Annotated in this window: 10 protein-coding genes and 1 pseudogene; 9 read left to right on the top strand and 2 right to left on the bottom strand. The window is 68.3% G+C overall.

Annotation, left to right across the window (positions count from 1 at the left end):
• Window positions 1-26: 26 nt before the first annotated feature.
• Together ACHFIV_RS20530 and ACHFIV_RS20525 are read left to right on the top strand one after the other, a co-directional pair.
• On the top strand, window positions 27-959 hold the full coding sequence (locus tag ACHFIV_RS20530; protein WP_398970931.1) for a LysR family transcriptional regulator: 933 nt from the start codon (window positions 27-29) through the stop codon (window positions 957-959).
• Between the two features lie 222 nt (window positions 960-1,181).
• Window positions 1,182-2,429 (top strand): MFS transporter, encoded by a 1,248-nt coding sequence (locus ACHFIV_RS20525; RefSeq protein ID WP_398970928.1) that lies wholly within the window; start codon window positions 1,182-1,184, stop codon window positions 2,427-2,429.
• 10 nt (window positions 2,430-2,439) lie between these two features.
• Here ACHFIV_RS20525 and ACHFIV_RS20520 read toward each other — a convergent pair whose 3' ends face one another.
• On the bottom strand, window positions 2,440-3,477 hold the full coding sequence (locus ACHFIV_RS20520) for a LacI family DNA-binding transcriptional regulator (protein ID WP_398970926.1): 1,038 nt from the start codon (window positions 3,475-3,477) through the stop codon (window positions 2,440-2,442).
• A 72-nt stretch (window positions 3,478-3,549) separates the two neighbouring features.
• Window positions 3,550-4,563, bottom strand: a complete 1,014-nt coding sequence (locus tag ACHFIV_RS20515; protein WP_398970923.1) for a LacI family DNA-binding transcriptional regulator — start codon at window positions 4,561-4,563, stop codon at window positions 3,550-3,552.
• Between the two features lie 288 nt (window positions 4,564-4,851).
• Here ACHFIV_RS20515 and ACHFIV_RS20510 point away from each other — a divergent pair, with 288 nt between their 5' ends.
• From ACHFIV_RS20510 to ACHFIV_RS20480, 7 genes and pseudogenes are all read left to right on the top strand, one after another.
• The gene (locus ACHFIV_RS20510; RefSeq protein ID WP_398970920.1) at window positions 4,852-6,168 is read left to right on the top strand and encodes an ABC transporter substrate-binding protein; all 1,317 of its coding nucleotides are present in this window, start codon (window positions 4,852-4,854) and stop codon (window positions 6,166-6,168) included.
• Window positions 6,169-6,270: 102 nt separating this feature from the next.
• On the top strand, window positions 6,271-7,155 hold the full coding sequence (locus tag ACHFIV_RS20505; protein ID WP_398970917.1) for a carbohydrate ABC transporter permease: 885 nt from the start codon (window positions 6,271-6,273) through the stop codon (window positions 7,153-7,155).
• A gap of 4 nt (window positions 7,156-7,159) precedes the next feature.
• Window positions 7,160-8,068: a carbohydrate ABC transporter permease gene (locus tag ACHFIV_RS20500; RefSeq protein ID WP_398970915.1), complete on the top strand. Its 909-nt coding sequence runs from the start codon at window positions 7,160-7,162 to the stop codon at window positions 8,066-8,068.
• 71 nt (window positions 8,069-8,139) lie between these two features.
• Complete coding sequence (locus tag ACHFIV_RS20495; protein ID WP_398970913.1) at window positions 8,140-10,710, top strand: family 78 glycoside hydrolase catalytic domain; 2,571 nt, start codon at window positions 8,140-8,142, stop codon at window positions 10,708-10,710.
• A gap of 562 nt (window positions 10,711-11,272) precedes the next feature.
• Entirely contained in the window at window positions 11,273-12,535 is a 1,263-nt protein-coding gene (locus ACHFIV_RS20490) for an ABC transporter substrate-binding protein (RefSeq protein ID WP_398970910.1), read from the top strand.
• Between the two features lie 131 nt (window positions 12,536-12,666).
• Window positions 12,667-15,141 carry a glycoside hydrolase family 3 protein gene (locus ACHFIV_RS20485; protein WP_398970907.1) on the top strand — a complete coding sequence of 825 codons (2,475 nt, stop codon included), beginning with the start codon at window positions 12,667-12,669 and terminating at the stop codon, window positions 15,139-15,141.
• A 341-nt stretch (window positions 15,142-15,482) separates the two neighbouring features.
• Window positions 15,483-15,813, top strand: a pseudogene (locus ACHFIV_RS20480) (IS256 family transposase); the annotation flags it as partial.
• Window positions 15,814-15,848 lie beyond the last annotated feature (35 nt).

Genomic DNA, 15,848 nt, shown 5'->3' with positions numbered 1-15,848 from the left:
GGCGCCTTACCGCAAGGGGAAAACTCGTGGATCTGGCTCGCCTCGACCTCAACCTCGTCGTCGCTCTGCGTGCCCTGCTGGAGGAGCGCAACGTCACGCGCGCCGGGCAGCGCGTCGGGCTCAGTCAGCCGGCGATGAGCGCTTCCCTGGCCCGGTTGCGCCGCCACTTCGGCGACGATCTGCTCGCCCGTGTCGGCGGGCACTACGAACTCACCGCCCTCGGCCAGGTTCTCCTGCTCCGCACGTCAACCGCCTACGAAGTGGTGGAACGCCTCTTCGCGAGCCAGGCCGACTTCGATCCGGGCAGCGAGAAGCGCGAGTTCAAACTGGTGGCGTCCGACTACGCGGTCGCCGTCTTCGGCGCCGAGCTCGCCCGGGTGGTCCACGAGGAGGCCCCCGGCATCCGGCTGCGCTTCGTCCAGACCCCGCCCACCGTGGTCGACGACACGGCGACTCTGCTGAGCACCACCGACGGGCTGCTCATGCCGCACGGCGTCATCAGTGACTTTCCCGCCACCGACCTCTACGAGGACAACTGGGTCTTCCTCGTCGCGGACGACCACCCGAGCGTCGAGGACCGGCTCACCCTCAACGATCTGGGGCGGCTGCCGTGGGTCACCTACCAGCGGACCTACGACGCCCCCGCTGTGCGACAGCTCGGCATGCTCGGCATCGAGCCGCGCGTGGAGGTCTCCGTCGACAGCTTCCAACTGCTGCCGCTGCTGGTGGCGGGCACGCGGCGCATCGCCCTGATCCAGGAACGGCTCGCCCGGCTCCTCGCGCCACTCGCCGCCGTGCGGACCGTGGATCCCCCCTACGAAGCGGTCCCGCTGCGGGAGGCGATGTGGTGGCACCCGGTCCACACCCACGACGCGGCCCACATCTGGCTGCGTGAGACGACTGCCCGCGTGGGCAGGCGCATGGCTGACGTGTCCGAGGCGCCGATCGCGGACCGATGAGCATGCGTCCCCGCGGTCGCCGGTGAGACCCGGCCGGGAGACATCGCGCCATCCACCGCCTGGATCGCCGTCATCAGAAACTCGGATCGCGTGGGGGGTGGGCAGCGCCGCGCCCGGACCGCATAGTCATGGCACATCACGCGCCCATGCGCCGCGATCTCCGAAGCCGGACTCGCCCGCTTCATGGCGCGACCTTCCCGCCTCGCATCCTGGAGTGCCGCCATGCCGGTTTCTGCTGACCCGCCTGTCAGTGAGCGCGAAGACCCCCCGGCTGTGGCGGGCAGGCTGCCGGCTGCTCTGCTGATGGCCGGCAGTTGTCTGCCCATCCTCGGCGCCGTGCTGCTTGCTCCGGTCCTGCCTCGCATGCAGGACCACTTCGAGGGTGTGCCGGGTGAAGCGGCGTTGGTCCCCCTGGTGCTGACGGTCCCCGCGCTGTCACTGGCTCTCCTCGCCCCGTTCGCGGGTGTCATCGTCGATCGGCTCGGCCGTAAACGCCTGTTGGTCGTGGCGACGATCCTGTACACGCTGTTCGGCACGGTGCCGCTGTGGCTGGACTCCCTGCACGGCATCGTGGTGAGCCGCGTACTGCTGGGGATCGCCGAAGCCGCCATCATGACCTGTTGCACGACCCTGATCGGTGACTACTACACCGGCAAGGTCCGTGACCGCTATTTCGCCCTGCAGACGATGTGCGCGTCGGCGTCCGCCACCGTCTTCTTCGTATGCGGAGGTGCTCTCGGGGCGATCAGCTGGCGTGCGCCCTTCTGGCTGTACGCGGTGGGTCTGCTGCTTGCCCCCGCCATGGCCTGGATGTTGCCGGCGCCGGCGCCCAGTGCCGGGCGTGTTGCAGGTGAGGAGCCCGTCGAGGCCGAGCGACGGCCCTTTCCCGTGCGCCGGATAGCCGGCCTGTGCCTGCTGACGGTGTTCGGTGCGGTTGTCTTCTACGCCGTCCCTGTGGAGATGTCCTACCTCCTCGACGACCTGGGTGTGGATTCCACCGGCGTCATCGGAGCGGTCACGGCGATCGCCAGCGCCGCCACCGTTGTCGGCTCCATCGTCTTCACCCGGCTCACCGACCGGCCACGACGTCGGCTGCCCGCACTCTTCTTGTTGTGTGCCGCCGGCTTCCTCGTCATGGGAACCGCCGAAAGCCTCCCCGTGTTGATTGCGGGCGCCGTGCTGAACTGCGTCGGGACGGGGCTGCTTCTGCCCTCGCTGCTGACGCTGGCGATGTCCCGGCTCGACTTCGCCGACCGAGGGCGCGGTACCGGACTGTGGACGGCGGCGTTCTTCCTCGGTGAGTTCGTCTGCCCGCTGGTCCTCCTCGGAGGCAAGGAGGTTCTGGGCGACCTGGCATCGGCTGTCGGGCTACTCGGGCTGGTCACCCTGCTGGTCTCGGCCGCCCTGCTGCCCTTCACGCGCCGTACGACGCAGCGGGAGCTGCGTCATCGTGCTCCTGAACAGCCCTGACCGGTCCGGGTCATCGCGCCGGCGCGGCCAGGGTCGACCGGCGCACGACCAGTTCCGGCTGCAGTACGACATGGGCGTGTTCGTGGCCGGCGCCGGGGGTCGTCTCCTCGACGAGCAGGCGGCCCGCCTGCCGGCCCATCGCCACGGCGGGCCGGCGCACCGAGGTGAGCGGGACGACGGCGGACGCGGCGCATTCGATGTCGTCGTAGCCGACCACCGCAAGATCCTCGGGCACCTTCAGCCCGGCTTCGTACAGCGCCTGGAGTACGCCCAGGGCAAGCAGGTCGTTGGCGCAGAAGACGGCGGAAGGGCGGCGGGGGAGCCCGAGGAGGCGGTGCCCCGCGTCCTTGCCCGCGCCCACGGTCAGGTCCGCACAGGCGAGCTCCCTCAGGGCTGTGAGCTGGAGTCCGGCCTGGGTGACGGCGTTGACGGCTCCCCTGCGGCGGCCCCGTACCTGCTGGAGGTCCGGACCGCTGACATAGGCGATGGAGCGGTGCCCTTGCTCGATCAAGTGGCGTACCGCGGCGTACCCACCCGTCACATCGTCGATGCCGACGGAGCAGGCGCCGGGCTGGGGGCCGTACTGGTCGGCGACGACGAAGGGAACAGCATTCCGCCGGAAGGAGGCCACTGTGCGCCCGACAGCCTCTCCGGAGGTCAGCACGGCACCCCGGATCCGGTGCGAGGTGATCAGGGAGAGATGGCGCGTCTCCTCTTCGGGGTCGCGGGAGCCGGTGCAGACCATCACACCGAGGTCGGCCTCGCGGGCGGCCTGTTCCACGCCCGAGGCCAGGGCGGTGAAGAACGGGTGAGCCAGATCCGGCACGAGCACTGCGAGGACACGGGCCGCCCGTCCACGCAGGTGCCGGGCTCCTTCTGTCCTTACGTAGCCCAACGAGTCGATGACTGCCAGTACGCGGGTCCGGGTGGGCCCGGCCACGAGTTCCGGGCGGTTCAGCACGTTGGAAACGGTGCCGAGGGAAACGTCGGCCTCCCGCGCGACATCCTTGATGCCTACTCTGCGGCGTACGGCATTCTCATGGTCCATCAGAGTCCTCTGCATGAGCCCTGGTTCAAGACACCTCGGGGAGTGCGCGGCAGGACCGCTTCCATACACGGTCTAGCTGCCGCTCAGGGCGGTGGTGCTGCCCCTTACCACCAGTCGCGGTGTCATGGAGGTCTGCATGGCCCTGTCGCGTCGGCCCTCCACGCGTTCGATCAGCATGCGAGCGGCGGAAGAGCCCATGGTGTGCCCGGCCTGGTCGACGCTGGTCAGCTGGACGGGGGCCAGAGCGGCCAGAGCCGTGTTGTTGTAACCGACGAGCGAAAGGTCTTCCGGGATACGCAGCCCGAGTTCGTGGGCCGCACGATAGATGCCCAGAGCGGCCACATCCGCGCCGGTCATGACGGCGGTCGGCCGTCGCTCGTCCGTCAGCAGAGTCATGCCCGCCTTGAAGCCTCCTTCGTCGGAGTACGCGGCGTGATGGACCTGGACGCGCTCGGCGAGGCCGTGGCGTTCCATGGCAGAGCGGTAGCCGGCGGTCAGGACGACCTCGGGGGTGCGCTTCCACTGATTGGCCTTCGTGCCGGGGGCGGACACAAGGGTGATGTCCCGATGGCCGAGCGCCACCAGATGATCCACCACCAGCCCCGCACCCGTGTCGTCCGCGTCGACCACCGAGTCGTGAGCGTCGGTGCCGTCGTGGTGGCCGATGACGACGGTCGGGGTGGCCGCCGCCGTCGCCAGTACCTCGGCGCGCGAGGTCCCCGGAGCAATGAGGATCAGGCCGTCCATCTGACGGTCGACCATGGAACGAATCGTCTTCGCCTGTTCATCCGGGTCGAAGCCGGCCGCGCCGATCAGCACCGTGTACTCGCTGGTGCGGAGCTCCTCCTGGATGCCGTCGAGGATGTCCGCGAAGAAGGCGTTGCGGACGTTGTCCAGGAGCACGCCGATCGTGTACGTCCGCCCCCGCATCCCTCGAGCCGCCGCCTGTGGCCGGTAGTCCAGCTCGGCGATGGCAGTCCGCACCTTCTCCTGCATGCCCGGGCTCACGCCGTAGGCGTTGCGCAACACCTTGGACACCGCGGCGACGGACACGCCCGCATGCCGCGCGACATCGGTGATGGTCACACGCTTGTTCTGCTTCGGTGCGGCGGACCCGCCCATTGTCAGCACTCCGGATTTCCTAGGCATCGGTGTAACGGTCTACATGATGACGCCTGAATGACGACAAGGCTACTGTCCGGCGCTTCGGTGTTACAGCTCCGTGTCTTGACGGATCCCTCAGTGCGGTGCAGGGTGTTGCTCACTTCGTGGTGGAGAACGTTACACACAGCCTTCCGCGCGGTCGGCCCCGTCTGCCTTCCTCAGCGCCGCTCGCCGTTCCTCGCCCCTCTCAAAGCCCTCCGGGAGTCCTCCGTGTCCCTTCGCATGCCCCGCGTTCGTCGTGCGCGTCTGAGTTTGTTCACGGCCGGCACCGCCTCACTGGCCCTGCTCACCACCGCCTGCGGCGGTGGCGGCGCCGGATCCTCTGCCGCGCCCAAGGAGTTCAGCTACCTGAGCGTCACCGAGAACACCACCGTCAAGACCGCCCTGACCACCATGTCCAAAGGTGCGTGCAAGTCGGCGGACGACGCGCTGCCGCTGAAGGTGGAGACCGTTCCGCAGGCGAGCCTGGACCAGAAGCTGCAGCTGCTGGCCGGCCAGGACGCCCTGCCGGTGCAGTTCGCTGCGGGCAACGCTCCGGCGTTGACGCAGCAGTTGGCGAAGTCGGGCAAGATCGCCGATCTGGAGAAGGAGCTCAAGTCCCTCGGCGTCCTCGACCAGCTGGAGCCTGCCGCCGTCTCCACGATCAAGGCGTTGTACGGCGGCAAGGTCGAGGTGCTGCCGTACGAGTACAACATCGAGGGCATCTTCTACAACAAGAAGCTCTTCCAGGAGAACGGCATAGCCGTGCCGGGCACCTGGGACGAGCTGGTGGCCGGCGCGGCGAAGCTGGACGCCAAGGACATCCAGCCCTTCTCAGCCTCCGGTCAGCAGGGGTGGCCGATCACCCGCCTGGTAAGCGCCTACCTCTACCGCAGCCTGGGCCCCGACGCTCTCCAGAAGGTGGCCGACGGCAAGGCGAAGCTCACCGACCCCGAGTACGTGAAGGCCGCGGAAGAGATCGCGGCCCTGGGCAAGAAGGGGTACTTCGGCAAGGGGGTCGGCTCGATCGACTACGACACCGCGATGAACCAGTTCCTCAACGGCAAGGCCGCCATGTTCTACATGGGCAGCTGGGCGCTGGCCAACGTCTCCGACGCGAAGCAGAACAAGGTCGGCGCGCAGAACGTCGGCTTCATGCCCTTCCCCGCTGTCGCCGGTGGCAAGGGCTCCATCGACCAGTACCCCTCCAACGTCGGCCTCGGCATCACCCTCGGCGCGAAGTCCTTCGACAAGAAGACCGGCGCATGGGCGTCCTGCATCGCCGAGAACTACGGCAGCACCGCGCTCAAGGACCACGGCTCCATCTCCGGCTTCAAGGTGAACACCGAGGTGAAGGACGCCAACGAGGTCACCACACAGGTCCGCGACACCATCAGCACGTCCAAGCAGAACGTCCTGTGGTTCGAGGCCCTGTTCAGTACCAAGGCCACCACCGTCAGCCAGACCAACGCCGCCGGCCTGGTCGGCGGCAGCATGAGCCCGCAGCAGTTCATGCAGACCGTCCAGGACGCGCTGGCCGCCCGGTGAGCGACCGGGGGCGGCCCATCGGCCTCCTCGCGCCACACGCGTGGGCCGCCCCCGGTTCCGTCTCGACAGGCTTCCTCAACGGAAACGAAGTGGACACCATCCATGCACCGCGTACTCGGTGACCGCAGGGCCATCGCGATCCTCCTCGGTCCCGCCCTCCTGGTCTATTCATTGATCATGCTGGTCCCGATCGTGTGGTCGCTCGGGTATTCCTTCACCAAAGGCAACACCATCGACGGCTTCACCGGAAACGGGGTCGCCAACTTCTCCCGCCTGTTCGATGACCCGGCCGTCCGTGACGCCCTCTGGTTCACACTTAAATACGCCGCCATCGTCACGGTAGGACAAGTGATCGCCGGCTATCTGCTGGCACTGCTCTACGTATTCTTCCTCAAGAAGTCCTCGGCGCTCATCCGCACCCTGGCCTTCTTCCCCGTCGTCCTGCCCACGGTCGCGGTCGGCCTGCTCTTCCAGAAGTTCTTCCAGGTCGCCCCGCAGACAGGCCCGGTCAATTCGCTCCTCAACGCGGTCGGGCTTGATTCCATCGATTTCTTCGGCAGCGCGGGAAGCGCATTCTGGGTGCTGATCGTCATGGACATCTGGCGCTCCATGGGTTTCTACGCTGTGCTGCTCTTCGCCGGCCTGGTGGACATCCCCGACGAGGTCCTCGAATCGGCCCGCCTCGACGGCGCCTCGGGGCTCCGGCTGATCCGCCACATCGTGCTCCCGCTGTCCCTGCCGGTGCTGATGTCGTCGCTCATCTTCAGCATCAACGGCACCCTGAAGGTCTTCGACTCCGTCGTCGCCCTCACCAACGGCGGCCCCGGCAACGGCACCACCCCGCTGACCTTGTACATGTTCCAGACGTCGTTCACCTACAGCGACTACGGCTACGGCAGCACCATCGCCCTGCTGCTGACGGTCGTGTGCCTGCTGGTGAGCCTGGTCGTCTACCGCGTCTCGCAGCGCGACATCACGGAGGGCTGAACACATGGCCATCGACACACCTGTGAAGACCTCCGCAAGCCGCTGGAGCCGAGGGCCGTCCGGGAACGCCGGGCCGAGCCGCAGGCCCAGGACACCGCGCCGCCTGTGGGTGAGGATCGTCGTCACCCTGCTGCTGGTCGTCGAAATCTACCCGCTGATCTGGATGTTCCTGACCTCCCTGAAGTCGAACGACGACTATTTGAACAACTCGACCTGGAGCCTGCCCACGACCTGGGAATGGGGCAACTACTCCGAGGCCTGGACCACCGGCCACCTGGGCCTCTACGTCCAGAACAGCCTGCTCGCCGTCCTGCCCGCGCTGGCGCTCATGCTGCTCCTGGGCACGGCCGCGGGATTCGCCCTGCAGATCATGGTGTGGAAGGGCCGCAGCCTCACCCTTCTCGTCTTCCTGGCGGGCATGATGGTCCCCCCGCAGATGATCCTCCTGCCGCTGTTCACGGTGTACTTCCAGGCAGGTCTGTCCGGCACCCTGTGGCCGCTGATCCTCACCTACACCGGCACCGGCCTGCCGCTGACCGTCTTCATGATGGCCACGTACTACCGCACCGTCCCCCGCGAACTCTTCGAGGCCGCCACCATCGACGGCGCCGGCATCCTGCGCGCCTTCTGGACCATCAGCGTGCCCCTGGTCCGCAACGCCCTGCTCACGGTCGGCCTGGTGCAGTTCTTCTTCATCTGGAACGACCTGCTCATCGCGCTGACCTTCACCAACAACCAGGACCTCCGGACCATCCAGGTAGGTCTGCTCAACTTCACCGGAGACTTCGGCGCCACCCGGTACGGGCCGCTGTTCGCCGCGATCTGCATCAACGTGTTCGGCACCCTCCTGATCTATCTCTTCCTCAACCAGAAGGTCATGAAGGGCCTCACCTCGGGAGCGGTCAAGGGCTGAGACACGCCCGCGACCCCCGCTCCCGTGTACGTGACGAAAGGCTTTCCTTGCTCCCCCCTCAGCCCTCGCCGGTGTCCTTCGAACATCTCCCGGACGGCCTCGGAATCGGGGCCCCCGCCCCGCGCCTGACGTGGACGTTGCCGAAAGGCGGCGGTTCCCAGGAGGCGTACGAAGTCGAACTGACTCGCGCCGGACGGGCCGACCGCACCGGCCGCGTCGCCGGCCGGGACCAGGTGCTCGTCGCCTGGCCCGGCGCACCGTTGACCTCCCGCGAACGTGTGACCGTTCGTGTCCGCGTCTGGACGACGGACTCCGAGGCTCCCTCGGGCTGGAGTCGGCCGAGCGTGGTCGAGGCGGGCCTGCTCGACGCGGCCGACTGGCACGCGGTCCCGGTGGGTGCAGCCTGGGACGAGGACCCGGAAGCCGGCCGTCGACCGGCACGCGTCCGCAGGGACTTCCACCTCGACGGCCGTGTCACCAGCGCCCGCCTCTACATCACGGCGCACGGCTTGTACGAAGCGGAGATCAACGGGCGCCGGGTCGGCGACGAGACCCTCGCTCCAGGCTGGACGGTCTACCCGCACCGTCTGCGCTACCGCACCCATGACGTCACCGGTCACCTCACCGAAGGCGCCAACACCATCGGCGCCTGGCTCGGTGACGGCTGGTACCGCGGCAAGTACGGCTTCGACGGCGGCACCCGCAACATCTACGGCACCGATCAGTCGCTCATCGCCCAGCTCGAGGTGACGTACGAGGACGGGACCACGGCCACGGTCGCCACGGACGGCACCTGGAGCGCCGCCCCCGGGCCGATCCTGACCAGCGGCCTGTACGAGGGCGAGACGTTCGACGCCCGGCTGCACGATCCCGGCTGGGCCACCCCGGCCGGCGCCGCCGCGGGGGAGTGGGCTCCGGTGCGTACCCACAGCCGTGACCTCGGCACCCTCGTCGCCCCTACAGGCCCACCGGTGCGCTGCACCGAGGAGATCGCACCGGTCGAGGTGACCCGCACCGGCGACGACCGCCACCTGCTCGACTTCGGCCAGAACCTCGTCGGCCGCCTCCGTGTCACTCTCGACGGCTCGGCCGGCACCGCCGTCACCCTCCGGCACGCCGAGGTCCTGGAGGAGGGCGAACTCGCCACGCGGCCGCTGCGCGAGGCCTACGCCACCGACACCCTGATCCTGTCCGGACGGGGCCCGTTCAGCTGGGAACCACGCTTCACCCTCCACGGCTTCCGCTACGCCGAAGTCAGCGGCTGGACGGCGGAGCTGACCGCCGCCATGGTGACCGCCCGGGTGTACCACACGGACATGCGGCGTACCGGCTGGTTCGAGTGCAGCGACCCGCTGGTCAACCGTCTGCACGAGAACGTCGTGTGGAGCATGCGCGGCAACTTCGTCGACATTCCCACCGACTGCCCCCAGCGCGACGAACGCCTCGGCTGGACCGGCGACATCCAGATCTTCGCCCCCACCGCAAGCTTCCTCTACGACTGCGCGGGCATGCTCGACTCCTGGCTCACCGACGTCGGCCTCGAGCAGCTGCCCGACGGCACGATCCCCTGGTACGTCCCCGTCATCCCGGGCGAACCCATGTGGACACCGGTCCACCCGGGAGCCGCCTGGGGCGACGTCGCCACGCTCACCCCCTGGACGCTCCACCAGCGCTTCGGAGACCTCGACCTCCTCCGCCGCCACTACCCGATGGCCAAGAAGTGGGTCGACCTCGTCGAAAGCCTCGCCGGTCCGACCCGGCTGTGGGACACAGGCGTACAACTGGGGGACTGGCTCGACCCGGCCGCACCACCCGACGACCCGGCCGCAGGCCGGACCGACCGCTACCTCGTCGCCACCGCCTACTTCGCCCACTCAGCCCGCCACCTCGCCCTGGCGGCAGCCGTGCTGGGAAACGACGCGGACGCCGAGCGGTACAGCGCACTCGCCGACGAGGTGGCCGATGCCTTCCGCCACCGGTACGTCCTCACCTCGGGCCGCATGACGAGCGACAGCCCCACCGCCTACGCCGTCGCACTCGCCTTCGGCCTGCTGACCCCGCCGCAGAGGCAGCCGGCCGGAGACCGCCTGGCCGAGCTGGTCGTCGAGGACGACGCCCGCATCGCCACCGGCTTCGTCGGCACCCCACTGATCTGTGACGCGCTCACCGACACCGGGCACCTCGACATCGCCTACCGCCTGCTCCTGCAGACCGAATGCCCGTCCTGGCTGTACACCGTGACCATGGGCGCCACGACTGTCTGGGAACGCTGGGACAGCCTCCGGCCCGACGGCTCCCTCAACCCCGGGGGGATGACCTCGTTCAACCACTACGCTCTCGGAGCCGTCGCCGACTGGCTCCACCGTGTGGTCGGCGGCGTCACCGCCACGGCCCCCGGATACCGAAAGATCACCTTCCGCCCGTGCCCCGGCGGCGGCATCACATCGGCCCGCACCCGGCACGAGACCCCCTACGGAACGGTCGCCATCTCGTGGGAGCAGACCGCCACGGGGCTGACAGCCGACGTCGTCGTACCGGAAGGCTGTGAAGCAGTCGCGGAACTGCCCGGCTGCACACCGGTCACCCTGGGGCCAGGCGAACACGCCCTCGACACGGCGAAACTCGCCATGAAGGTTGTCTGACCAGACCCTCACGCATCAGCTACAGGGAGCCCGGCGCATGCCTGCATGCGCCGGGCTTTCTCTTGTCATTCCAAGTTTCGTCGAACTCTCCGGTATTCGTCCTGTGGATGGTCTCCATCCATTGCGCTGATAAATGGCAGACCCATAAAGGGTTTCAATTGAAATTTCAGATCGCTTTGTTGATGAAAGGGGCAGCCTTGATGGTTGTGAGATTTCCTTGAGGTGCGTGCTCCCCGAGGGTTGACCTGTAGCGGTGAGAGGCCATAGTTTCCCCTTTGTTGGCTGAAGCACTTCGCGAATGGTTGGCGCCGGACACCGAAATGGCTTGCCGCGCGACGCGGCGGCCATCTCGAAAGAGCCGAAAATGCGTTGCGCCTGCCGAAGGTGTTCGTAAACGATCCCTCCCCGAGCTGGGGCCGGCCGAGTACCTGACTGCCCGGTCGGCCCCGCCCCCCACGGCGGCCCGTCGAGCGGCCGCCGAATCGTCCGCGAGAGCCGCTGGTCCCAGCAGCACCTCGGCACCGCACATCACCTTCTCCCCTTCTCCTGCACGGAGCCTGCTATGAGAACCTCCCGCCGCGTCCGGGCCACCGTCATGGTCACGAGCCTCGCCATGAGCCTGAGCGCTTGCGGTGGGTCCGGCTCGGCAGCCACCGACGACGGCACCCTCGAGATCACCGCCAATATCACCGACCGCTCAGCCATGAAGACTGTCGTGGCGGCCTTCGAGCGGGAGAACCCGCAGGTGAAGGTCGCGGTGACCTATGCCGACACCGACCAGCTCCAGAGCACCCTCCCCGCCCGACTGTCCTCAGGCACGGCGCCTGACATCTTCACTGTCTGGCCCGGCTACGGCAATCCCGCCGCTGTGCGGACGCTGGAGTCCGCAGGCCGACTCGCCGATCTGTCCGGTCTGGAGTTCGCGCGCGAAGTCCCGGAGGACACCAAGTGGGTGACCCGGGTCGGCGGCGCCACCTATGCCGTGCCGGCCAACTACAGCGGTATCGGTGCGATCTACAGCAAGAAGGCCATGCGTGACATCGGCGGCACCACCCCGGAGACGTGGGACGAGTTGCTGCAGCTGTGCGACAAGGCGAAGGCCGGCGGCAAGGTGCTGTTCGCGCTCGGCATCGAGACGCCGTGGGTGACCCAGCTCGTCGATTACGCGTTGGCCGCCACCACTGTCTACGCCGGTCATCCCGAGTTCGCGACCGAGATGGGTGGTGGCCGGGCCACCTTCGCCGACTCCGGCTGGAGGAAGGCGTTGGAGAAGTACGTCGAGCTCGATGAGCGGGGCTGCTTCACCAGCGATCCCTCGGGAACGAGCTACGAGACGTCCATCCAGGACGTTGCCGAGGGCAGGGCGGTGGGCGTCGTACAAGTCGCCAGCAGCACCTCGGCCATCACCGCGACAGCGCCGGAACTACGACTGGCCATGTTCGCCCTGCCCGCGAGCAACGACGCGGCACAGACCCACATGCCCGGCGCCGTGTCAGCCGCCTACGGAGTCAACGCCGAGAGTGACGACAAGGAGCTGGCCATGAAGTTCGCCGCGTTCCTCGGGTCCGACACCGGCCAGAACCTCTACAACCAGGACAGCGGCACTCTGCCTGCCATCCCCAGCGACCGCTTCACGGCCGACCCCGTTCTCACGGAACTGGTCGCACACCAGAAGGCCGGCACCACCGTGCCGTTCATGGACCAGCTGTGGCCCAACCCCCAGGTCCAGCAAGAGCACTTCATCCAGATCCAGAAGCTGTTCTCCGGGCGCACTGACATCGACGGCGTCCTTGCCGCCCTCGATGAGGCCTACCAGGAGGGATAGGCCGCAGGCGCCGCGCCCAGGCGGCGCGCGCCAGTGAGCAACCCCTCATCCCCGCAAGGTGCGGCGTCACGCTGCTCGCGCCGACCAAGGCGCTGTTCTGTCCTGCCCCGATTCCTCATGGAAGAGCCGCCATGAACCGTCGTACATTTCTCTCAGCCGCCGTCCTCACCGCTCTGGCTTCCGGCATCGCCCCGGCCGCCGCAGCGCCCCGCCGCACCGCGGGAGCCGCCCCCGACAGCAGGGCCGTCGCCCTCCTGGCCAGGATGACCGCAGCACAGAAGGAGGCCCTCGTCCGCTGCGACTTCGCAGCACTGAGTTCTCTGGGCATACCTGCCCTGACCATGGTGGAAGCCTCAGCCGGCCTGCGCGGGGAGACCGGCGTCACGGCCTTCCCCGTCCCGCTCGCGCAGGCCGCGACATTCGATGCCGTCCTCGCCGGCCGGCTCGGCCAGGCGCTGGGAGCCGAGGGACGCGCCAAGGGTTACAACAACCTTCTGGGCCCCACCGTCGACACCGCCCGCACGTGGCACTTCGGCCGGCAGGCCGAAAGCATGGGGGAGGACCCGCTCCTCTCCGGCACCCTCGGCGCGGCGCTCACCCGGCGCATCCAGGAACAGCACGCCGTCGCCACCGTCAAGCACTTCAGCGCCTACACCCAGGAAGTCAACCGCTTCTTCGTCGACGCGCAGATCTCCGACCGGGCACTGCACGAGATCTACCACGCGGCCTTCGAACGCATCATCGACGCCGTGCCCGTCACCTCGGTGATGATGGCCTACCCCAAGATCAATGGAACGTTCGCCACTCAGAGCCCCGCACTGTTCGACGACCTCAAGAAGACCATCGGTCTGGAGGGCTACACCGTCCCCGACTTCTGGGCCGGTGACAATCCCGTGGGAGCCGTCAAGGCAGGCATGGACCTCGGCGGACTTGGCCCCGGAGGCGTGAAGATACCTGTCGGCGGCCTCACCGACGGCAGCGTCCCCACCACCCGCCTGGACGACGCCGCCCTGCGCATCCTCCACACCATGTATGTCAACGGCCTGTTCGACCACCCCGTCCCGGCGCCCGCCGCGAACGTCAGTACCCAGGCACACAAGGACCTCGCCCACGACCTCGCCGTCAACTCCACGGTCCTGCTCACCAACCGCAGCCAAGCCCTCCCGCTGACCTCCGCCATCAAGTCGCTCGCCGTGATCGGCCCGGCCGAGAACACCGCTCTGACGGGAGTGTCCGGCTCCACCTACGTGAACCCCGGCACCTGGACCACTCCGCTGGCGGCCATCAAGGACCGGGCCGGTACCGGGGTCGCCGTCACCTACCGTCAGGGAACTGTCGGAGACATCCCCCTCACCGCCGTCCCGGCGACAGTGCTGCGCACAGCCTCCGGCGCGGCGGGGCTGACCGGCAGCTTCTACGCCTCGGCCCAACCGTCCGGCACTCCGGTCGCCACACAGGTCAGCGCCGGTATCGACTTCACCAGTGCGCCCGTGGCCGGTCTGCCCGCCGTGTGGTCGGCCCGCTGGAGCGGCACCCTCACGCCGACCGACACGGGCCCGCACCGTTTCTCGTTGCTGCCGGCAGGCACCACCAAGCTCGTCATCAACGGCAGGACGGTCGTCTCCGGCACCCGACACAGCCGCCGGTTCTTCCTCGGGCCGTACGACTACCCGCTCCAGGGCACCGTCGACCTCACGGCGGGCAAGGCGGTGAGCATCAGCGTCGAGTACAGCAACAGCACCGCCGACACCGGCACCTGCGGCCTCACCCTCGGCTGGCAGCCGAAGTCCCTCATACCCGCCGCGGTCGCCGCAGCACGGACCAGCGACGCCGCCGTCGTCATCGTCAACCGGGTCGCGGGCGAGGACATGGATCACGGCTCCCTCGACCTGCCGGGCGACCAGAACAAGCTCATCGCCGACGTCGCAGCAGCCAACTCCCGCACCATCGTCGTCCTGAACACCGACGGCCCCGTCGCCATGCCGTGGATCAACGATGTCGAAGCGGTCGTCCAGCTCTGGTACGCCGGACGCGCCACGGGCACCGCACTGGCAGCCGTCCTCTTCGGCGACGCGGACCCTTCAGGCCGTCTTCCGGTCACCTTCCCCGTCACGGCGTCCCAGGGTCCCGGGGCCACGGAGGCCACCTACCCGGGCAATGGCCCCACGGTCTCTCACGGCGAGGGTCACCTGGTCGGCTATCGCTACTACGACGCGAAGAACCAGAGTCCGCTGTTCCCCTTCGGACACGGCCTGTCCTACACCACCTTCAACCTCGGCTCCCTGGAGACGTCCTTCGACACAGCGACCAAGACACTGACAGCAGCCGTCACCCTCACCAACTCCGGTTCCCGCGAAGGCACCGAAGTCGTGCAGCTCTACGCGGCCCTGCCTGCCGCCGCCCAGGCCGAGCCACGGCGACTGATCGGCTTCCGCAAGGTCACGCTCGCCCGAGGTGCAAGCACCCGGGTCACCTTCAGCGTTACCGCCCGCGACCTGTCCGTGTGGACTGCCGGCGCCTGGAAACTCACCCCCGGCTCCTACACCGTCCACGCCGGCCGCTCCTCACGCAGCCTGTCTGTGCAGCGCCTCGTCACCGTCAGCTGAGCCATGTGGTCCGGAGGACCATCCGCGAGCCGAGGAAACTCATCTGGATCTTGATGGTGATTCCTCCGGGCAAGCATCACGTCGGTCTTCACGTTCGATCTCGTCCCGTCGTGAAGGCCGGCGTCGCGCTGATCCCGCGAAGAGCACCCCCTGGGTACCCGATGCCGAGGCGCACCTGCGCGGACAACGCCCAGGACTGTGGATTGTCTCCGGAGAACGCGCGACAGGCGCACCTTCCCGTGTGAGCGTCCGTCGAGTCACCGAGTAGGCCCGCGCTGCGGACGCGGGTCGGGCAGGCGCTCCCGTGCTCAGCGAACACGGCACCGCAGAGGCCCGTTCCGATCGACGAGATCGTCCGCGAGGGTGCTCGGCGGATGCCGGCCGCAGCCTCGGAGGCGGAGGCGGAGGCGGAGGTGGACCAGTACATGGCCGAGCTCGGGGCAGCGTGACGAGGCCGGACATCGACTGGAGGTTTGCAACGGCCGCCACCGGCCGCGGACCCTGACCACGGCTGCTGGGCCGGTCGAGGTGGCCGCCCCGCGGGTGAACGACAAGCGGGTCGACGAGACGACGGGTGAACGGCAGCCGGTTCTCCCCGAAAACCTGGCTCCGTGGTGCCGGAAGTCCCCGAAGATCAGCGAGGTGCTGCCGCTGCTCCACCTCCACGGCCTGCCGTCGATGAGCCGCCCACGGCCCTGACCTCGGGT

Source organism: Streptomyces sp. ALB3, assembly GCF_044385685.1.
Taxonomy (GTDB): domain Bacteria; phylum Actinomycetota; class Actinomycetes; order Streptomycetales; family Streptomycetaceae; genus Streptomyces.
Note: the sequence above shows the minus strand (reverse complement) of the source record. Positions and strands in the feature narration are given on the sequence as shown.